At 67.3% G+C, this 18,168-nt stretch carries 22 protein-coding genes; 7 read left to right on the top strand and 15 right to left on the bottom strand.

Features of this window, described 5'->3' with window-relative positions:
- The first annotated feature begins 119 nt into the window (after nucleotides 1–119).
- The 7 genes from AC5RUK_RS01680 to AC5RUK_RS01650 all read left to right on the top strand — a co-directional run bounded on the left by AC5RUK_RS01680 (nucleotide 120) and on the right by AC5RUK_RS01650 (nucleotide 6,537).
- Entirely contained in the window at nucleotides 120–683 is a 564-nt protein-coding gene (locus AC5RUK_RS01680) for a helix-turn-helix domain-containing protein (protein WP_494151214.1), read from the top strand.
- 56 nt (nucleotides 684–739) lie between these two features.
- A complete protein-coding gene (locus AC5RUK_RS01675) occupies nucleotides 740–1,861 on the top strand; it encodes an ABC transporter substrate-binding protein (protein ID WP_494151213.1) in 1,122 nt (373 codons plus the stop codon).
- Nucleotides 1,861–2,787, top strand: coding sequence for an ABC transporter permease (locus AC5RUK_RS01670; protein ID WP_494151212.1), 927 nt, complete (start codon nucleotides 1,861–1,863; stop codon nucleotides 2,785–2,787). The genes AC5RUK_RS01675 and AC5RUK_RS01670 overlap by 1 nt, the downstream gene beginning before the upstream one ends.
- Entirely contained in the window at nucleotides 2,784–3,581 is a 798-nt protein-coding gene (locus AC5RUK_RS01665) for an ABC transporter permease (RefSeq protein ID WP_494151211.1), read from the top strand. The genes AC5RUK_RS01670 and AC5RUK_RS01665 overlap by 4 nt, the downstream gene beginning before the upstream one ends.
- The gene (locus AC5RUK_RS01660) at nucleotides 3,571–4,683 is read left to right on the top strand and encodes an ABC transporter ATP-binding protein (RefSeq protein ID WP_494151210.1); all 1,113 of its coding nucleotides are present in this window, start codon (nucleotides 3,571–3,573) and stop codon (nucleotides 4,681–4,683) included. The genes AC5RUK_RS01665 and AC5RUK_RS01660 overlap by 11 nt, the downstream gene beginning before the upstream one ends.
- A gap of 10 nt (nucleotides 4,684–4,693) precedes the next feature.
- Nucleotides 4,694–6,097, top strand: coding sequence for an NAD(P)/FAD-dependent oxidoreductase (locus tag AC5RUK_RS01655; RefSeq protein ID WP_494151209.1), 1,404 nt, complete (start codon nucleotides 4,694–4,696; stop codon nucleotides 6,095–6,097).
- Nucleotides 6,098–6,174: 77 nt separating this feature from the next.
- Nucleotides 6,175–6,537, top strand: a complete 363-nt coding sequence (locus AC5RUK_RS01650; RefSeq protein ID WP_494151208.1) for a cupin domain-containing protein — start codon at nucleotides 6,175–6,177, stop codon at nucleotides 6,535–6,537.
- A 39-nt stretch (nucleotides 6,538–6,576) separates the two neighbouring features.
- On the opposite strand, the gene AC5RUK_RS01645 is transcribed toward AC5RUK_RS01650, so the two are convergent.
- The 15 genes from AC5RUK_RS01645 to ffh all read right to left on the bottom strand — a co-directional run bounded on the left by AC5RUK_RS01645 (nucleotide 6,577) and on the right by ffh (nucleotide 18,026).
- Complete coding sequence (locus tag AC5RUK_RS01645) at nucleotides 6,577–6,900, bottom strand: DUF2469 domain-containing protein (RefSeq protein ID WP_494108476.1); 324 nt, start codon at nucleotides 6,898–6,900, stop codon at nucleotides 6,577–6,579.
- A 33-nt stretch (nucleotides 6,901–6,933) separates the two neighbouring features.
- A complete protein-coding gene (gene rnhB, locus AC5RUK_RS01640; RefSeq protein ID WP_494151207.1) occupies nucleotides 6,934–7,632 on the bottom strand; it encodes a ribonuclease HII in 699 nt (232 codons plus the stop codon).
- On the bottom strand, nucleotides 7,629–8,441 hold the full coding sequence (gene lepB / locus AC5RUK_RS01635; RefSeq protein ID WP_494151206.1) for a signal peptidase I: 813 nt from the start codon (nucleotides 8,439–8,441) through the stop codon (nucleotides 7,629–7,631). The genes rnhB and lepB (AC5RUK_RS01635) overlap by 4 nt, the downstream gene beginning before the upstream one ends.
- A gap of 5 nt (nucleotides 8,442–8,446) precedes the next feature.
- Nucleotides 8,447–9,157 (bottom strand): signal peptidase I, encoded by a 711-nt coding sequence (gene lepB / locus AC5RUK_RS01630; protein ID WP_494151205.1) that lies wholly within the window; start codon nucleotides 9,155–9,157, stop codon nucleotides 8,447–8,449.
- 32 nt (nucleotides 9,158–9,189) lie between these two features.
- Complete coding sequence (rplS, locus tag AC5RUK_RS01625) at nucleotides 9,190–9,549, bottom strand: 50S ribosomal protein L19 (protein WP_493941266.1); 360 nt, start codon at nucleotides 9,547–9,549, stop codon at nucleotides 9,190–9,192.
- Between the two features lie 210 nt (nucleotides 9,550–9,759).
- The gene (gene trmD, locus AC5RUK_RS01620; protein WP_493986954.1) at nucleotides 9,760–10,632 is read right to left on the bottom strand and encodes a tRNA (guanosine(37)-N1)-methyltransferase TrmD; all 873 of its coding nucleotides are present in this window, start codon (nucleotides 10,630–10,632) and stop codon (nucleotides 9,760–9,762) included.
- Nucleotides 10,633–11,181 (bottom strand): ribosome maturation factor RimM, encoded by a 549-nt coding sequence (gene rimM, locus AC5RUK_RS01615; RefSeq protein WP_494108481.1) that lies wholly within the window; start codon nucleotides 11,179–11,181, stop codon nucleotides 10,633–10,635.
- Between the two features lie 110 nt (nucleotides 11,182–11,291).
- Nucleotides 11,292–11,531: an RNA-binding protein gene (locus AC5RUK_RS01610; RefSeq protein ID WP_493977361.1), complete on the bottom strand. Its 240-nt coding sequence runs from the start codon at nucleotides 11,529–11,531 to the stop codon at nucleotides 11,292–11,294.
- On the bottom strand, nucleotides 11,531–11,959 hold the full coding sequence (gene rpsP, locus AC5RUK_RS01605; RefSeq protein ID WP_493977360.1) for a 30S ribosomal protein S16: 429 nt from the start codon (nucleotides 11,957–11,959) through the stop codon (nucleotides 11,531–11,533). The genes AC5RUK_RS01610 and rpsP overlap by 1 nt, the downstream gene beginning before the upstream one ends.
- 228 nt (nucleotides 11,960–12,187) lie before the next feature.
- On the bottom strand, nucleotides 12,188–12,673 hold the full coding sequence (locus AC5RUK_RS01600; protein ID WP_494108482.1) for a hypothetical protein: 486 nt from the start codon (nucleotides 12,671–12,673) through the stop codon (nucleotides 12,188–12,190).
- 69 nt (nucleotides 12,674–12,742) lie between these two features.
- Nucleotides 12,743–13,630: a VOC family protein gene (locus AC5RUK_RS01595; protein ID WP_493986951.1), complete on the bottom strand. Its 888-nt coding sequence runs from the start codon at nucleotides 13,628–13,630 to the stop codon at nucleotides 12,743–12,745.
- 66 nt (nucleotides 13,631–13,696) lie between these two features.
- Nucleotides 13,697–14,938 carry a hypothetical protein gene (locus AC5RUK_RS01590; RefSeq protein WP_494151204.1) on the bottom strand — a complete coding sequence of 414 codons (1,242 nt, stop codon included), beginning with the start codon at nucleotides 14,936–14,938 and terminating at the stop codon, nucleotides 13,697–13,699.
- 23 nt (nucleotides 14,939–14,961) lie between these two features.
- The gene (locus AC5RUK_RS01585) at nucleotides 14,962–15,675 is read right to left on the bottom strand and encodes an alpha/beta fold hydrolase (RefSeq protein ID WP_493986949.1); all 714 of its coding nucleotides are present in this window, start codon (nucleotides 15,673–15,675) and stop codon (nucleotides 14,962–14,964) included.
- A 10-nt stretch (nucleotides 15,676–15,685) separates the two neighbouring features.
- Nucleotides 15,686–16,243, bottom strand: a complete 558-nt coding sequence (locus AC5RUK_RS01580) for an NUDIX hydrolase (RefSeq protein WP_494151203.1) — start codon at nucleotides 16,241–16,243, stop codon at nucleotides 15,686–15,688.
- Between the two features lie 196 nt (nucleotides 16,244–16,439).
- On the bottom strand, nucleotides 16,440–18,026 hold the full coding sequence (gene ffh / locus AC5RUK_RS01575; RefSeq protein WP_494108486.1) for a signal recognition particle protein: 1,587 nt from the start codon (nucleotides 18,024–18,026) through the stop codon (nucleotides 16,440–16,442).
- Between the last annotated feature and the right edge of the window lie 142 nt (nucleotides 18,027–18,168).

Here is an 18,168-nt window from a genome sequence, read left to right as displayed (position 1 = left end):
CCGATCACGAAAAACCGGCAAACCCCTTGTCTCCAGCCGGTTCCCGGGCTAGGGTCTGACTAAACAAAGCGATTAGTGATACAAATCACGCCGTTCAGTATGACTTAGGGAGGTGTTTGGTGAACGATGCAGCCGACAACGAGCAGTCCATCGGCCATCGCATTCGCGCCGCCCGGGAACTGCGGGGTATCTCGCTGCGCAGCCTGGCTCAACTGACTGGCGTCAGCTCGGGTTTCCTGAGCCAGTTGGAAAACGCGCACTCGAACGCCAGCGTCGCCACGCTCAAAAAAATCGCGGAAGCCCTCGGAACAACGACGGCGGAACTGATCGACGGCACCAGGCCCGAGGGCCGGGTACTGCGCAAGGCCAACCGGCCCGTTTTCCACTCCGGCGACGGCCTCAACAAATACCTGCTCACCGGCTCGCCGCAGCGGAATCTGGAGGTCTACGTCGGCGAGCTCGAGATTCACGGCGGGACCGGCGAGGAGCTGTACGCGCACGGCAATGCGCAGGAGGTCCTCGTTTGCTTGAAGGGGCGGGTGGAGGTTCGCCTCGCCGGCGAGTCCCATGTCCTGGAAGGCGGGGACAGCGTCGAATACCTCTCCTCCACGCCGCACGGTCTTCGGAACCTGGCCCACGGCGAATCCGAAGTCATGTGGATCATCAGCCCGCCAACTACCTAAAACCTTCCAGTCAGCACACTTCGACAGTCAGCGTTTCACACGAAAGAGGAGAAACAATGTCAGCAGTTACCACACCCCGCCGCAAGCGGGCCTTGCCGGTCGGCATGGCGGCAGCGGTTGCCCTGCTCCTGTCGGCCTGCGGCGGCGGGGGCAGTGCCGCCTCCGCCGAGATCGACCTGGGCACCGGCCCTGCGGAGGCCGGCACGGTCAAACCCGGCGCCTTGGACGGCCTAAACATGACCTTTGCCTCGTACGGCGGGCTGTACCAGGACGGACAGATGGCGGCGGCAGTGACGCCGTTCGCCGAGGAGTCCGGGGCGAACATCCTGTCCGATGGGCCGATGGAGTACGCAAAAATCCAGGCACAGGTGGAGTCGAACAACGTCACGTGGGACGTCGTTGACACCGATTCGAACTGGGCGGCCGGGCAATGCGGGAAGCTCCTGCAGAAGCTGGACTACTCGATCATCGATAAGTCCAATATTCCGGAGGGATTGGCGAGCGACTGCTACGTTCCGGCCATGCAGTACGCCACGGTGATGGTGTACAACACCGAGAAGTTCAGCGACGCGCCTCAGAGCTGGGCTGATTTCTTCGATACCGAGAAGTTTCCTGGCAAGCGGGCCGTCCAGGGCGCCGACGTCGGAGGCGGCCTCCTGGAGGGCGCCCTGATCGCCGATGGGGTGGCCGAGGAGGACCTGTACCCGCTCGACGTCGAGCGGGCGCTGAAAAAAGTGGACACGATCAAGGACAGCCTCGTGTATTGGACCACGGGCGCCCAGTCGCAGCAGATGCTGGAGGCCGAGGAAGTGGACATGGCCCTGATCTGGTCCGGCCGCGCCTTTGGAGCCGTGGAAAACGGTGCCCCGTTCGAGCCGGTCTGGGAGACCGGCGTCGTGGTCATGGATGTCCTGGCCGTTCCCACGAACGCCAAGAACCCGAAGGCTTCGATGGCCCTGATCAACTACGCGCTGGGCAGGGAACAGCAGGAAAAGCTCACGGAGGAAACGTCGTATTCCCCGGTCCACGTGGACGCCAAGCCGGCGGTGAATGAGAACGGCAAGAAGTTCCTCATCACCGAGCCGGAGATCGCCGACAAGGTCCTGGTCTCTGACTTCGCCTGGTGGGGCGAGAACTACGCCTCGACCCTGGAACGCTGGACGGCCTGGGTCTCCTAATGAGCAATGCAGTCAAAGACCCCGTCCGGCCGGCAGCCTCGGCTGGCCGGACGGGGAATGGCGAGGGTGCGGCGCCGGTGGCCGGCAGGCGCACACGGCTGAGTCCGTTGTTGTTGTTGCTGCCGGCGCTGGCGCTGATGGTCGGCGTGTTCGCCTATCCGCTGGCAGAGGCAATGTGGCGCAGCGTGGCGGATCCCGTTCCCGGCCCGCAGAACTACGAGTGGTTTGCCTCCAACGCCGGGAACTGGGCCGTCCTCGGCCGCACGCTGTGGGTGGCGCTGCTGTCCGCAGCCATCTGCCTGGTGCTGGCCTACCCGTATGCGTACTTCATGGTGATTTCCGGCCCGAAGGTGCGCGCCGCACTGGTCGTCATCGTCCTCATACCGTTCTGGACGTCGCTGATGATCCGCAGCTTCGCGTGGATCATCCTGCTGCAGGACAACGGCCTGATCAACGGCATGCTCGGGTTCCTGGGGCTGGGGCCATTCGAAATGATCCGCAACACCACCGGCGTCCTGATCGGCATGGTCCAGGTGCTGCTGCCTTTCATGGTGCTGCCGCTGTACGCGTCGATGCGGAACGTGGACCTGCGGCTGCTGCAGGCCTCCAGCAGCCTGGGCGCCGTTCCCTTCGTCTCCTTCACCCGCATCTTCATGCCGCTGGCCATGCCCGGCGTGGTGTCCGGCTCCTTGCTGGTCTTCATCCAGGCGCTCGGCTTCTACATCACGCCGGCGCTGCTCGGCTCGCCGTCCGAGATGCTGATCTCGCAATACATCTACGTGCAGGTCAATGGCCAGCTCCAGTGGGGGCGCGGCAGCGTACTGGGCGTCATCCTGCTTGTTGCCACCCTGCTGCTGCTGGGCCTGCTGGCGCTGCTGCTGCGCAAGAGCAAACGTGCCGCCGGCGACGAAGGAGGCCTGCTGTGAAACATTCCGTGCTGACCCGGTCCCTGCTGATGGTCTATGCGGGACTGGTGGCCGTCATATTGATCGCGCCGACCGCGATCGTCATTCCGCTGAGCTTTACGGACAAGGCCTCGCTGACTTTCCCGCCGTCGGGCTGGTCACTGCGCTGGTATGAGAATTTCTTCAGCGACCGGGCGTGGATGTCGGCCCTCGGCAATTCGATCTTGATCGGCGTCATCGTTGCCGTCGTGGCGACGGTCATCGGCACCGCGGCGTCGATGGGCCTGCAGAAGTTTGTGCGCCGCCGGACTGCCAAGACGCTGCAGGCGCTGCTGCTGGCCCCGATCGTGGTGCCGGCGATCATCCTCGCCATTGGCATCTACGCGATCTTCCTGCGGCTGCAGATGCTGGGCACCTTGAGCGGTTTCGTGCTGGCCCATACGGTCCTGGCCGTGCCGTTCGTGGTCGTCTCCGTTACGGCGGCCCTCAGCGGTTTCGATCAGCGGCTGGCGACGGCGGCCGCAAGCCTGGGCGCGAACCGGTGGGCCACCTTCCTGAGGGTCATTTTGCCGGCCATTCTGCCCGGAGTCGTTTCGGGGGCACTCTTCGCCTTCGTGACCTCGTTCGACGAGGTCGTGTTGTCCATCTTCATTAAAAGTCCGTACTTGGAAACGCTGCCCGTCAAGATGTATTCGTCCGTCACCAGGGACACGGACCCGACCATCGCGGCCGCGGCAACCATGATCATGCTCTTGACGACAATCATCATTGCCGTCGGGCTGCTCAGTATGCGTAGGAGGAAACGTGTCCAGTAAGCTCACCGGGGCCGGCACCCGGATCGAGATCCAGAATGTCACCAAGCGCTATGCCAAATCCACCGCCGTGGACGACGTGTCGCTGACCATCGAGCCGGGTGAATTCATCACGCTGCTGGGCCCGTCCGGCAGCGGCAAGACGACCACGCTGAATCTCGTGGCCGGCTTCACCGACCTGACCAGCGGCTCGATCGAAATCGACGGCCAGCGCGTGGACAACGTGCCGGCGCACAAGCGCGGGCTCGGCGTCGTTTTCCAGCACTACGCACTGTTCCCGCACATGAGCGTCGCCGAGAACATCGCGTTTCCGCTGCAGCAGCGCAAGACTCCCAAGTCAAAGCAGAAAACGCTGATTGCCGAGGCGTTGAAGACCGTCGGCCTGTCCGGCTATGAGGACCGCTACCCGCGCGAACTCTCCGGCGGCCAACAGCAGCGCGTCGCCTTCGCCCGCGCCATGGTCTTCGATCCCCGGGCGCTGCTCATGGATGAGCCGCTGGGCGCCCTGGACAAGAACCTGCGCGAGAAGCTGCAGCTGGAGATCAAGCGGATCCACCAGGAAGTCGGCCGCACCTTCGTCTTCGTCACCCATGACCAGGAAGAAGCCCTGATCCTCAGCGACCGCATCGCCATCTTTAACAACGGCAGGATCGAGCAGGTCGGTACCAGCGCGGAGCTCTACGAGCGCCCCGTCAGCCTGTTCGTGGCCCAGTTCATGGGCGAGTCCACCATTTTCCGTGCCGATGTCGATACGTCCGGCCGGGAGTGGTCCATGGACTTCCACGGGGCCAGGCTCCGCGGCCCCGCCGGCCGGAGCGTCTCCGGCAAGGGCGCCCTGGTCCTGCGGCCCGAACAGCTGCGCGTCGCCCCGAAGGCGGAGGAAGCTCCCGGCGGGGCCGTCACCGTCCCGGTCAAGGTGGTCCAGAACATCTACCTGGGCTCCGGCCACAAATACGAGCTCCAGCTGGCCGACGGTTCCACCGGCATCGTCCGCACCCCGCTGTCCGAAAGCAACGGCCTGAAGCCCGGAGACGATGCCTTCGTCTACTGGTCCGCCCACGACGGCGTGCTGCTCGAAGACTCCGATCTCGTCTCCACGACCTAGGAACCACACCATGAGCAAAAAACTGATCAACGAGACGGCCTCGACGGTCAACGGCAACGTCTCCTTCTGGTTCGCCGAGGGCGGGCTGCCCGCACCCCGGCCGGCCTTGGCCCGGGACACGACGGCGGATGTCGCCATCGTCGGCGCCGGCTACACCGGGCTGTGGACGGCGTACTACCTCAAGAAGGCCCGGCCGGAACTCGACGTCGTCGTGCTCGAGAGCCGCTTCGCCGGCTTCGGTGCCTCGGGCCGCAACGGCGGCTGGTTAACCAACAGCATCACCGGCGGCCGCGGCCAGTACGTCAAGGCGCACGGCCGTGCGCTGGTGGGCCGGTTCCAGACGCTGCTGAACGAGACCGTGGATGAGGTCATCGCCGTCGCCGGCGCGGAGGGCATCGACGCCGGTGTCCGCAAGGGTGGGGAGTTGAATGTGGCCCGCAACCCGGCCCAATTGGCACGGCTCAAGGCTCTGGCCGCAGCCGAAGCCGAGTGGCCCGAGTCCGGAGTCCGCCGGCTGAGCGCGGCGGAAAGCAACGAGCGGGTCCGGATCGCCGGCACGCTCGGCGCCATCCACCAGCCGCACTGCGCCCGGATCCATCCGTCCAAGCTGGTACGCGGCCTGGCGGAGAGGGTGGAAGCACTCGGGGTGCGGATCTACGAGGACACCACCGTCACCGAGATCAGCCCCCGTCTGGCGCGGACGGAAAACGGTGACGTCCAGGCCGAGTACGTCCTGCGGGCGACGGAGGGCTTCACCGCGAACCTGAAGGGGTCGCACCGCGAATGGCTGCCGATGAATTCGTCGATGATCGCCACCGAACCCCTGGGCGACGACGTCTGGGCGGCGATCGGGTGGAATGACTTCGACACCGTGGGCGACATGGCGCATGCCTACATGTACGCCCAGCGCACGGCCGATAACAGGATTGCGCTCGGCGGACGCGGTGTCCCCTACCGGTTTGGCTCCAAGACCGACACGGACGGGGCCACCCAGCCCGAAACCATCCAGAACCTGACCGCGATCCTGCATGACATGTTCCCGGCGGCCCGCGGTGCACGCATCGACCATGCCTGGGCCGGCGTGCTGGGCGTCCCGCGCGACTGGAAGGCCACCGTCGGACTGGAACGGGAAACCGGCATCGGCTGGGCCGGCGGGTACGTCGGCACCGGCGTGACCGCGACGAACCTGGCCGGCCGGACGCTGCGGGACCTGGTCCTGGGCTCGGAGAGCGAACTGACCACCATGCCGTGGGTGAACCGCCGGGTGCGCAAATGGGAAGTGGAACCGCTGCGCTGGATTGCCGTCCAAGCCCTGTACGCGGCGTACTACGCCGCAGACAAGTCGGAAAACTCCGGCCGCACGTCCACATCCCCCATCGCCAAGGCCGCAGACCTTATCTCCGGCCGCGCCTGAAGTACTTCGCGCTGGTCGAGCAGCGCAAGCACGGCCCTGCTCGACCAGCGCGGATCACCCCTGAGAAAGGATCAACCATGTCCATTGACACCATCCACCTCCCCTCGGCACCCCACGCCGTGCTCGGAGCGCCCGCGCCCAAGCCCACGGCGGTCACCGAAGACCAGCACGAGGCATCCCTGGAGGTCTGGAGCGCGGACAGCCTGAACGTGGGCATCTGGGAGTGCTCCCCCGGTTTGTTCACCGCGGTGCGGGACGGCTACCACGAGGTCTGCCAGATCCTGGCCGGGCGGGTAACGATCACCGCCGAGGGGCAGAAACCGGTGGAAGTGGGCGCCGGCGACACCGTTGTCATGCCCGCCGGTTGGAAGGGCACGTGGGAGGTCCACGACACCGTCCGGAAAACCTACATCACCCTGGACGGGGTCGGCGGCCAGTAGCCGGTCAGCTGCCGTAGCCGGTCGGCGGCCGGTAGCCGGTCAGCTGCCGAGCCCGTCCTTGGGCAGGGTGAGGTCGTCGTTCTTGGCAAGTTCCTCGACGTTGACGTCCTTGAACGTGATCACGCGGACGGATTTTACGAACCGGGCGGAACGGTAGACGTCCCAGACCCACGCGTCCTGCAGGGTCAGGTCGAAGTAGATCTCGCCGTCGGCAGAGCGCGCCTGCAGGTCCACGTGGTTGGCCAGGTAGAAGCGGCGCTCGGTTTCCACGACGTAGCTGAACAGGCCGGCGACATCGCGGTACTCCCGGTAGAGCTGCAGCTCCATGTCGGTCTCGTAGTTCTCAAGGTCTTCGGCGCTCATGTATCCATCCTGCCCCAGATTGCGCGGCGGCGTTTACTCCGCAAGTTCGACGGCGGGCATCAGCGGTTGCTCGGGGGTGAGCCGCCAGCTTCTGCGGTGCAGCTCCGAGGGGCCGATGCCCTGCAGGGCGGCTCGGTGCGCGGGAGTGGCGTAGCCCTTGTTGATGTCCCAGGCGTAGTCCGGGTAGTCGGAGGCGTAGCCGGTCATCATGGCGTCGCGCTCCACCTTGGCCAGCACGCTGGCGGCCGCCACGCTGAGGCACTGCAGGTCCGCCTTGATCCTGGTCCGGACCGGCGCGTCGCAGCCGGGCTGCGCGACGTCGTCGAAGAGCGACGGTTCCCCGGCCGACAGCCAGTCGTGGTTGCCGTCCAGGATCACGATGTCCGGGCGCGCGGTGGCCAGCACCTGGCCCCAGGCGCGCGCACCGGCCAGCCGCAGGGCCGCCATCAGGCCCAGCGCATCGATTTCCGCCGCGCTGGCGTGTCCCACCCCGTAGGCTGTCGCCCACTTGTGGATCTTGGGCACCAGGGCCACCCGGTCCGCCGGGCTGAGCAGTTTGCTGTCGCGGACGCCGCGGATCTGTTTGGCCGAGGTCGCGTCGATGGCCACCATCCCTACGCTGACCGGTCCGGCCAGGGCTCCGCGGCCCACTTCGTCCGCACCTGCGACCAGCCGATGCCCGGCCTCGACGAAGGAACGCTCAAAGCGCAGCGTGGGGGCCCTGCCGGTCACTGTGACTCGTCCTGCCGGGCCAAGGCCGGCTGCCCCGTGCCGGAAGCCTCGGACGGTTCCGGGACGCCGTCGAACACTTCCGGATAATTGCCCAGGAAGCCCAGCCGGTCCAACGGCCAGGCGATGACGCTGGCCTTGCCTTCGACGGACTCGAGGTCCACGAAGCCCTGCGACGCCTCGTCCTGATGCTCGCGCGAGTCCGCGGAATGGTTCCGGTTATCGCCCATGACCCAGATTTTACCCTCGGGCACAGTCACATCGAAGGGAATCCGGGTGTTGTCCGAGCCCGGCGCGAGGTAGGGATCCTCGTCCAGCGGCTCCCCGTTGACCGAGATGCGGCCATCGGCGTCGCAACAGACCACCTGGTCGCCGCCGAGGCCAATGACGCGCTTCACCAGGTGCTGCTGGGATGCATCAGGCATCAGCCCGACGAAGGTGAGGATCTGCTGAAACCAGTTGCCGGCGTCGTCCATGCCGTTCGGAGGCAGCCAACTGAGCTTGTCCTGGAAAACCACCACGTCGCCGCGGCTGAGCTCGAACGGCTGCGGGACCAGCAGGTTCACGAAGATCCGGTCGTCCACCTCCAGCGTTTCCTCCATGGAGGTCGACGGAATGAAGAAGGCGCGGAAGAGGAACGTCTTGATCAGGAAAGAGAGGACGACGGCGACCGCGACGATCGTGGCGATCTCCTTGAGCCACGACACCAGGGAGTTCCGCCCGGCGCTCTTGCGTTCGCTTTTGCGTTCGCGCTTCCGCGGCCCGGAGGCATCCGGCTGGTACCCGCCAGTGTCCTTCGGGTCCTGGTCCATACTCACTATCCTCGATTCTCCGCTGGCTGGGCATCCAACTGTATCCGGTCCAGCCCGGCCATCCGGTCGAGCGGCCAGATGATGCTCAGCGGGCGGCCAATGACGCGCTCCACAGGGACCATGCCGCCGCCGGGCGCGCCGAGGAGGGCCCGCGAATCGGCCGAGGCCGACCGGTGGTCCCCCATTAACCACAATCTATCCTTGGGCACCTGGACGGAGAACTCCATCTCGCTGGGCGCGTCGCCGGGAAAGAGGTAATCCTCCTGGACCGGTTCGCCGTTGACCAGCAGGCGCCCGTCCGGGCCGCAGCATTCGACGGAGTCGCCCGGCAGGCCGATCACGCGTTTCACGTAGATGGTGTCGCTGCCGGCAATTCCGAGCCACTGGCCGGCCTGCTGGAGGGCATCCACGAACGGGGAATTGCCGCTGTTGAAGGGCGCGAACGAGCCCCGCCCGTCGAAGACCACCAGGTCACCCCGCCGGATCGCGCCGAAGTGGTAGTCGGTGCGGGAAACCAGCACACGGTCGCCGGTCTCCAGCAGCGGCTCCATCGACCCGGAGGGGATGTAGTACACGTCCAGCAGCGTGGCGCGCACGACGGCGCTGAGCACCACGGCGCAGGCCACGACGGCCAACACAAAACGCCAGCCCGGAAGTCCGGGCCGGCGTCTTGGTTGTTCCCCCGAAGCTTCGGGGGAACCAGAGAGGTGCTGCACTGCCTAGGTCAAGAAGTTGCCGGTGGGCAACTTTACTTGGCGGTGCCGAAGTCGCGCTTCTCCTTGATGCGGGCTGCCTTGCCGTGGCGCTTGCGCATGTAGTACAGCTTGGCGCGGCGCACGTCGCCCTTGGTCACGACCTCGATGTGGTCGATGATCGGGGAGTGTACCGGGAAGGTACGCTCCACGCCCACGCCGAAGGAAACCTTACGGACCGTGAAGGTCTCACGGACACCATGGCCCTGGCGGCCCATGACGAAACCCTGGAAAACCTGGATACGGGCGGTCTTGCCTTCGATGATGTTCACGTGCACCTTGACGGTGTCGCCGGCGCGGAACTCGGGAACGTCGCTGCGCAGGGATGCTGCGTCAACAGAGTCGAGGATATGCATTGCTCACTCCTGGTGAACGCCACAGGTCATTCACTTTGGTCACGGCGCGACGGTCAGGCAGATGCCTGCAACAGTCGCTGCCGAAATTCAAGAACCGGCCATCCGGGAATCGGCGGCCGGAGAGTCCGGCTGTTGGCAACGCTCCCCCTGTGGCAGGAACGTGCCCAGCGGACACAATCCTTTATTTTGCCACACGGCACGGCCCAAGCTCTAATTCCGGCGCGGCTGAAGCTCCGGGTGCGCCGGAACCGGAACGACCTGATCGGGCGTGACGGTGTAGCCGAGTTCTGCCAGGGTGGCGCGGTCCTGCTTGTCCAGGGTCTCCGGATCCAGTGCCAGGATCAGGTCCGGGCGGCGCTCGGCGGTGCGGCGCAGCTGTTCGTCGCGGCGGTGCCGGGCGATCTTGGCGTGGTTGCCGCTGAGCAGCACGTCCGGGATGCCGCGGCCGCGCCACTCGGAGGGTTTGGTGTAGACCGGATACTCCAGCAGCCCGTCGGAATGGGACTCCTCCACCAGCGAGTCGGGGTTTCCGACGACGCCGGGAATGAGCCGGCCCACGGCCTCGACCATCGCCAGCACGGCGACCTCTCCCCCGTTGAGCACGTAATCGCCGAGGCTGACCGGGCGGACCCGGAAATGCCCGTCCGCCCAGTCGAGGACGCGCTCGTCGATGCCTTCGTAGCGGCCGCAGGCGAAGACCAGGTGGTCCTCCGCGGCGAGCTCGTAGGCGAGGGCCTGGTTGAAGACCTCGCCGGCCGGGGACGGGACGATCAGGACGGGTCGCGCGGCGGCCGGTTCGGGGACCCTGTCCGCGGCGGGATCCGGGCGGGTCGGCAGGTCTGGGCCGGAGCCCGCGGCAATGACCACCGACTCGAGCGCCTGCGCCCAGGGTTCGGGCTTCATGACCATGCCGGCGCCGCCGCCGTACGGGGTGTCATCGACGGTGCGGTGGCGGTCGGTGGTGAAGTCGCGCAGGTCGTGGACCTGCAGCTGCAGCAGCCCGTCCTGGCGCGCCTTTCCGATCAGCGACAGATCGAGCGCGGCCAGGTACTCCGGAAAGATGCTGACGACGTCGATGCGCACCTAGCGCTCCCCCTCGCCGTCGTCGGGGGTCTCCTGCGCGTCAGGTGAGTTCAGCTCGAACAGCCCGGCCGGCGGGGTGAGCCGGACGAAGCCCGCTTCCACGTCCACCTCCGGCACGATCTCCTCGACGAACGGCACCAGGACTTCCCCGCCGTTCAGGTCCTCCACGATCAGCAGGTCCTGGGCGGGCATGGTGTTCAGGCCGGAGACCTTGCCGACCACGTCTTCCCCGACGCGCACGTCGAGGCCGACGAGCTCGTGTTCGTACCAGGCGTCGTCGTCGTCCTCGACGTCCTCGGTGTCCACGAAGAGCCTGGCGCCACGGAGTTCTTCGGCGCCGTTGCGGTCGGCGACTTCATGGAAACCCAGCAGCAGGATGTCTTTGTTCCAGCGGGCACTGCGCACCGTCAGCGGCCCCAGGCCGGCCGGCTCCACGGTCAGCTCGACGTCGGGAACGAAGCGATCGGCCGGAGCGTCGGTCAGCACCTGGACCGTAACCTCGCCCCGAATGCCGTGCGGCTTGCCGATCCGGGCAACTTGTACCTGCATGCAGACTCCTTTGGAAGAAAAACGTCCGGCCCCTGGACCATTATCTGGTACAGGGGCCGGAGGTTATGGAATGGGTGCCCGGCTCGGTGCCGGGCAGGCGCCGATCCGGATCAGCGGCGGCGGTCGGTGTCGACCACATCCACGCGGACCTGGTCATCGGCCAAGGCGTTCACTACCGTGCGCAGTGCGCGGGCGGTGCGGCCCTGGCGGCCGATGACGCGGCCCAGATCCTCCGGATGAACACGCACCTCGATGATGTCACCGCGGCGGTTGCTCTTCTGCGTTACTTTGACGTCGTCAGGACTGTCAACGATCCCGCGGACCAGATGATCGAGCGCTTCGGCCAGCATTACTCAGCCTTTTCGGCTTCGTCTGCGGCTGCTTCCTCGGCCGGAGCCTCGGCAGCTTCTTCCTTCTTGGCCTTCGGGGTGATGGCCTCGGGGACGATCACGGAATCCTTTTCGGGAGCCACGAAGGCTTCCTTGGCAGCCTTGGTCTTGAGGGTGCCTTCCTGGCCCTCAATGCCCTTGAACTTCTGCCAGTCGCCCGTGATCTTGAGCAGAACTTCGGCCTGCTCGGTCGGCTGGGCGCCGACGCCGAGCCAGTACTGGGCACGCTCGGAGTTGATCTCGATGAACGAGGGCTCTTCGGTCGGGTGGTACTGCCCGATCTCTTCGATGGCACGGCCGTCGCGCTTGGCGCGGGCATCCATGACAACGACGCGGTAGTGGGCAGAGAACTTCTTACCGAAGCGCTTAAGGCGAATCTTTACGGCCACTGTTGTGGTCACTCCTGGTTCTGAAAATGGGCGAACCCGTATGTCTGCTCCCGTGGGGCGGGCCATGGTTGGGGTTCAAAGGACAAGATACACACGCGGAGAGAGGGGCCGCGCAGATCGAGTACCTGTCTATTGTGCCAGATAGGAACCAATCCGCGCGACTTGGCGACGGCGGCGCGTTGCCGCCGGTTCGGCGGCGGGCACCCGAGGCCGTTGGGCCCGGGAACGTCAGGCTTCGGCGGTCGTGGACCAGACGTAGAGCTGCTGGCGTTCGGCCTGCTCCGCCTGCGACGCCAGCTGCGCAATCCGGCGCACGTTGTCTTCGGCGATGGCGCCGCTGAACGGCATGTCCTCTTCGGCGGCCCACCGCGAGGCGACCTCCGGGATCAAGGAGGCACCGTCGTCGTCGGTGTAGGTCAGCAGTTCCGCCAGCGACTGGACCATGGCATCCGGGGCGACCATCAGGTAGTCGCTGGAGACGTCGGCCATGTCCAGGGCCTCGCCGCCGGCGGCGCCGACGGCCTTGGCAGCCAGGCCGCCGAGGATTTCGACCTCCAGGTCGGTGACCCCATTGAGGCGAAGGCTGGGCGCATCCTCGACCTGGGCCATTGGCCCGTCGGTTTCCCCACGGGAGTCGACGCTGGCCTCGAGCTCGGCGGCGCGCCGGACGGCGACATCGTGGGTGGCGACGAAGATTTCGGTGGTTCCGGACATCTGCAGGTCCTTCCGCGGCTAGACCGAGTGGTTCCTCTTCAGCCTAGCCGCACCGGGCGGGATTCCGCCTCAGCCGACGGCGACGCGCAACTGGTTGCGCCACGGATCCTCGAAGCGCAGCTCGGCCCCGGTGTGGTGGTTGGCGATGCCGGCGCTGGTGAGGCGTTCGGTCAGGGCGCCGACCTCGTCCTCAGTCGGCACGTGGATCAGCACCTCGCCCAGGCCCAGGGTGTCCTTGCGCGGCCCGGCGCCGCGGCTGTTCCAGACGTTCATGGCCATGTGGTGGTGGTAGCCGCCGGCGGCGACGAACAGTGCCTGGCCATGCCAGCCGGCGGTGCGTTCGAAACCGAGGGTCTTCACGTAGAACTCCTCGGCGACGTTTGTGTCGCCGACCTGCAGGTGCACGTGGCCGATTCCGGCGCCGGCCCCGCGCTGGCTGGCGAGGGACTCCTCGGTGAGGTGGCTCTGCAGGTAGGTCTGGGGGTTGAGGGCCAGGCTGTCCATGTGGACCTCCTTGCCGTCGGCGGTCTCATTCCAGGACCACTGGTCGCGCGGGCGGTCCCAGTAGAGCTCGATGCCGTTGCCCTCCGGGTCGGTGAAGTAGAACGCCTCGCTGACCAGGTGGTCGGCGCTGCCGGCGAACCGGGAGGGATCGGTCTGCGCCGCGGTGGCCACGGTGGCGGCCAGGTCCGACTGGTTCTCGAACAGGAAGGCGGTGTGGAACAGCCCGGCCTCGCCACGGGACGGCAGCTGCAGCCCGTTGGCCGGAGCCAGGTGGAGCAGCGGCGTGGTGCCGCGGCCCAGGAAAACCCCGCCCAGTCCCTCCGAGACAGGATCCAGCCCCAGCGCCTGCTGGTAGTAGTTGGTCATGTTCTTCATGTCGCCGACCTTGAGCATCACGGTGCCCATGCTGAGGTCGCCGGAGAGCAGGTCCTGGGGATTTACTTGAATGTTCATGCAATTAACAATACTTGAAGCTTCACGTTTATTCCAGTCCGGGGCTCCCGCGGGCGTATCCGTGGTTCAGCGGCGGCGCCGGTACGCCAGGTAGCTGCCCAGCGCCACGTCTCCGGCCGCCTGCAGCACCAGCCCCAGGGCGCCGGCGCGCAAGAACCGGGAGCCGGCGGGCCGGCGTCCGGCGGCGCGGAACAGCAGGGCGGCGCCGGTGGCAGCCGCGGCGGCGCTGCCGGCCAGCAGGCCGGGGCGCGCGACGACGGCGCGCTGCCACGCCGCCAACGGTCCCCTGCCTTCCGCCGGGGTGCTGGCCAGTTCCAGCAGTGCCCTGCCGATCGACTGGACCGGGATCGATTCCATCCCGGGCACCCGGTCGGGCTGCAGCGACCCTTCGGCGAGCCGGGCGGCGACCGGGGGCAGTTGCAGCAGTTGGCCCGCGCGGGCCAGGATCCCGGGCTCGTCCGGGGAGGCCATCAGCTCCTGCAGCCCCTCAACGGCGCCCGGTGCCAGGCCGAGCACATCGCTGAGCCGCTGCGTGTCGGGTCCTTCCGGATGCACAATCCGGCCGAGCAGCCGCAGCGCCTCGGCGTCGGCCCGGGACGCCGAAGGGAACGGCTTGGCCGGTGCCTCCCAGGCATGCCAGAAGCTGGTGTCCGGGTCGCTCCGCGTGCCGGGCAGCCATGCCTCGACCGCGCGGAAGCCGTCCAGATCCATCAGCGCCACAATCGGTTTGGCCGAGGCCGGCCAGTTGTAGAGCCCGGGTGCCGCCTCCCCGTAGACCAGCACGATCCGCTGGCCGGGCGCGGCCCCGTCCGGCCTGCCCGCGTCGGGCTCCAGGACATGGAGTTCTACACCGTTGAGGGCGCCGAACATCATCAGGTCCTCGCGCCGGAACTTGCCCACCAGCACGGTGCGCAGCTCGGCCGCGTCCGGCACTGCGGGCTCCTCGGCCTCGTCCGGTTCCGGCACGGCATCCACTTCCAGCGCAGCATCGGGTGCGGGTGCCTCGTATTCGACGCCGTCAATCTCCACGGCCGCCCCCAGGTCGGCGGAGAGCCCGCGGACCAAGGCCGCGACGTCGGGCCCCGGCACTGCCTGGCCGGCCGGATCCAGGACGGCGGCGCGTTGCTCCCCGTTCACGGCCAGCAGCACAGAGACCACGCTGTCGCCTGCCTGCGGGGCGCCGCCGGCAAAGGCGCCGAGCAGCGAGCGGTCGGTGAGTTGCTGCTGCAGGGCCGCGACGCCGGCCTCGTCCAGCGGCCACGGCCACCACAGCTGTCCTGACGCTGGTTCCCAGCCTGATTCATTCATAGCTCAACGCTAGCAACCAATGATCAGTCCGGCAGTGCTGCCCCGGCCAGGAAGGCCGTCAGCAGGGCATGGCCCCGGTCCGTGTCCTGCGGGCGGTGGTGTCCGCCGGCGTGGCGGTGGACGGCGCCTGTCCCGGCCAGGTATTCGGCCACTTCCTCGTACAGCGGTTCCCAGCCGCCGGTGACCACCAGGGTGGGCAAGCCGGGGACGATGTGCAGCGGCGCCTGCCAGGGCGGAGACTGCAGGCGGACCCGCATCGCCTGTGCCCGGTCGGCCGCGGTGGCCAGCGGCAGCGCCTCGGCGCCGACCACCAGCCGGACGAAGGCGCGCTGGTATTCCTCGTCGGTCAGCTCCCGCCGCGCGTCGAACAACGGCTCCAGCCGTTCGCGGTAGGCACGGGTGGCCGGCAAGTCCGCGGTCAGGGACAGGCAAGCGGGTTCGAACAGCGTGAGCGAGTGCACCCTGGTTGGGTGCTCGACCGCGGCCATCATCGCCGCGACGGCGCCCTGCGCGTGGGCTACGACGTGGGCCCCCGGGCCCAGATGTCGGCCGACGATCCGGGCGTCCTCGTCGAAGTCCGTCGGGCGGGGTTCTGTTTGGGGGTCAAACCCGTGGCGGCGCAGGAACAGGCAGTCGTAGCGTCCGGCCAGACGGTGCTGGTGCGGCCAGGCCGCGGCTCCGAAGCTGTCGGTGCCGTGGACAAAGACCACCCGCTCTCCGCTGCCTCTGACTGCCATGGGAGAAATACTAGACGCCGGAACCCACGGTTCCCTTCGAGTCGCCCGCGGCCTCCAGCGCCCAGACGTGGGGCACCAATTCGCGTTCCGGGACGCGCCGCTGCCCGGTCCGCAGCACCTGCCCGTGGCGCAGTTCAACCACGGTGAGCAGTTCGTGGGCCCGGAGCCCCGCGGCCAGCTGGGCGGATTGCGCCGGGTCCAGGACGGCTTCGGCCTGCTCGACCGGCAGGAAGACCGCCTGTCCCCCGGCACCGGCGGCGAGTTCACCGCCGTCGTACGTTCCGCCGTCGTACACAAAGGTGATGGCTTCCGCGGCCTCGCCGTCCATCGGCTGGTAATCCAGCGCGAGGATGCGTCCGGGTGGTACGAGCAGTAAGGACTCGGCGAGCACCCGGGCGGCTGCCGCCCGCGGGTCCTCGCCGGGCAGGACCGGCGCAGCCGGCAGCCTGGGGCCGCCGGGATTGTCCACCAGCACCACGGAACCGCCGACACTGCGGACGATCACAGCGACGGTGTCCCGCCGCGTTCCGGGCCGGCCGCCGTCGGCGCCGCGTGCCTGCTCTGCCACAAAACTCCTTCGCTGCGCTGCCGCGGGTGGGACCGCTTTCGCCGGGGCGAAGAAAGCCGCCCGGCCAACGATCCGCGTGATGCCGGTACGTGTCCGCGTTGAAACGATTCGACACCCAGCTTACCTTCCGGCGCATGGAAAGTGCCCCGCCGGATAAACGACGGGGCACTTACGTGCAACGGTACAGTCTTCGCGGCTACTTGCCGAGGAACTTCTCGAAGCCCTTGGGAAGGTTCAGCGCCGACGGGTCGAAGTCCTGCCCGTCCTGCGGGGCGCCGAAGGCACTTCCCGCGGGAACGGATGCCTTGTTCTTGCGGCGTTCCTCGGCCTCGCGCAGCTCCTGTGCCGCCTTGGCCGGGTTGCCGGAGCGGGCCTTCTTCTTGCCCTTGGCGGTTTGCTGCTTCTTCCGTGCGCCGCCGAAGCCGCCCGGCCCGGCCACGCCGGGCATGCCCGGGATGCCGCCGCCCTGGGCCATCTTCTTCATCATCTTCTGCGCCTGGCCGAAGCGCTCCAGCAGGCCGTTGACCTCGGAGACGTGCACGCCGGAGCCCTTAGCGATGCGGGCGCGGCGGGAGCCGTTGATGATCTTCGGGGCAACGCGCTCGTGCGGGGTCATCGACCGGACGATCGCCTCCACGCGGTCGATTTCGCGTTCATCGAAGTTCTCCAGCTGCTGGCGCATGTTGGCGGCACCCGGCATCATCATGAGCATCTTCTTCATCGAGCCCATTTTGCGGATCTGCTGCATCTGGGCGAGGAAGTCGTCGAGGGTGAAGTCTTCCTGGTCGGCGAACTTCTGCGCCATCCGTTCGGCTTCGCCCTTGTCCCAGGACTTCTCCGCCTGCTCGATCAGGGTGAGCATGTCGCCCATGTCCAGGATGCGGTTGGCCATCCGGTCCGGGTGGAAGATCTCGAAGTCGTCCAGGTTTTCACCGGTGGAAGCGAACATCACCGGCTTGCCGGTGACCGACGCAACGGAGAGCGCCGCGCCGCCGCGGGCATCGCCGTCGAGCTTGGAGAGGACCACGCCGGTGAAGTTGACGCCTTCGTTGAAGGCCTGCGCGGTGTTGACTGCGTCCTGGCCGATCATCGCGTCAATCACGAAGAGCACTTCGTCCGGGTTGACGGCGGCGCGGATGTCAGCCGCCTGCTGCATCATCTCGGCGTCGACGCCCAACCGGCCGGCGGTGTCCACGATGACGACGTCGTAGAGCTTTTGCCGCGCCTCGGCCACGCCGTCGCGTGCCACGGCCACCGGATCGCCGGTGACGGCGTCGAACTCGGACTGCACGCCCGGGTGCGGGGCGTAGACCGGCACGCCGGCGCGCTGGCCGTTGACCTGGAGCTGGGTCACGGCATTGGGGCGCTGCAGGTCGGCGGCCACCAGCAGCGGGCTGTGGCCCTGGCCCTTGAGCCACTTGGACAGCTTGCCCGCCAAGGTGGTCTTGCCGGCGCCCTGCAGGCCGGCGAGCATGATCACCGTCGGCGGGGTCTTGGCCAGTTTGATGCGCCGGGTCTCGCCGCCGAGGATGTTGACCAGCTCGTCGTTGACGATCTTGACGACCTGCTGGGCGGGGTTCAGCGCCGCGGCGACTTCTTCGCTGAGCGCGCGTTCCTTCACGTGGGCCGTGAACTCGCGCACCACGGGCACGGCGACGTCGGCGTCGAGCAGGGCACGCCGGATTTCGCGTACGGTGGCGTCGACGTCGGCCTCGGACAGCCGTCCCTTGCCGCGCAGATTCTTGAAGGTTGAGGCCAACCGGTCAGAGAGTGAATTGAACACGCGCCGTGTCTACTTTCGTCGATCTGGTTCACAGTCCCCGGGCCGCGCCGGAGTTCAGCACTTAAGGGTATCAACTGGCGGTGGCAGCAGTCGCGCCGGCCACCCCGGTTGACTCCCGTGCGGACCGAGTGCCCTTGGGCGG

This window comes from Arthrobacter sp. Y3223065 (assembly GCF_059090885.1).
Note: the sequence above shows the minus strand (reverse complement) of the source record. Positions and strands in the feature narration are given on the sequence as shown.

Excerpts from the sequence above, each read along its gene's own strand:
- lepB (WP_494151206.1), bottom strand. The coding sequence starts at position 8,441 with ATGGACCAGGACCCGAAGGACACTGGCGGGTACCAGCCGGATGCCTCC.
- AC5RUK_RS01675 (WP_494151213.1), top strand. The coding sequence starts at position 740 with ATGTCAGCAGTTACCACACCCCGCCGCAAGCGGGCCTTGCCGGTCGGC.
- AC5RUK_RS01655 (WP_494151209.1), top strand. The coding sequence starts at position 4,694 with ATGAGCAAAAAACTGATCAACGAGACGGCCTCGACGGTCAACGGCAAC.
- AC5RUK_RS01650 (WP_494151208.1), top strand. The coding sequence starts at position 6,175 with ATGTCCATTGACACCATCCACCTCCCCTCGGCACCCCACGCCGTGCTC.
- rplS (WP_493941266.1), bottom strand. The coding sequence starts at position 9,549 with ATGCATATCCTCGACTCTGTTGACGCAGCATCCCTGCGCAGCGACGTT.
- AC5RUK_RS01590 (WP_494151204.1), bottom strand. The coding sequence starts at position 14,938 with ATGAATGAATCAGGCTGGGAACCAGCGTCAGGACAGCTGTGGTGGCCG.
- AC5RUK_RS01610 (WP_493977361.1), bottom strand. The coding sequence starts at position 11,531 with ATGCTGGCCGAAGCGCTCGATCATCTGGTCCGCGGGATCGTTGACAGT.
- AC5RUK_RS01600 (WP_494108482.1), bottom strand. The coding sequence starts at position 12,673 with ATGTCCGGAACCACCGAAATCTTCGTCGCCACCCACGATGTCGCCGTC.
- AC5RUK_RS01585 (WP_493986949.1), bottom strand. The coding sequence starts at position 15,675 with ATGGCAGTCAGAGGCAGCGGAGAGCGGGTGGTCTTTGTCCACGGCACC.
- AC5RUK_RS01670 (WP_494151212.1), top strand. The coding sequence starts at position 1,861 with ATGAGCAATGCAGTCAAAGACCCCGTCCGGCCGGCAGCCTCGGCTGGC.
- rimM (WP_494108481.1), bottom strand. The coding sequence starts at position 11,181 with ATGCAGGTACAAGTTGCCCGGATCGGCAAGCCGCACGGCATTCGGGGC.
- AC5RUK_RS01595 (WP_493986951.1), bottom strand. The coding sequence starts at position 13,630 with ATGAACATTCAAGTAAATCCCCAGGACCTGCTCTCCGGCGACCTCAGC.
- AC5RUK_RS01645 (WP_494108476.1), bottom strand. The coding sequence starts at position 6,900 with ATGAGCGCCGAAGACCTTGAGAACTACGAGACCGACATGGAGCTGCAG.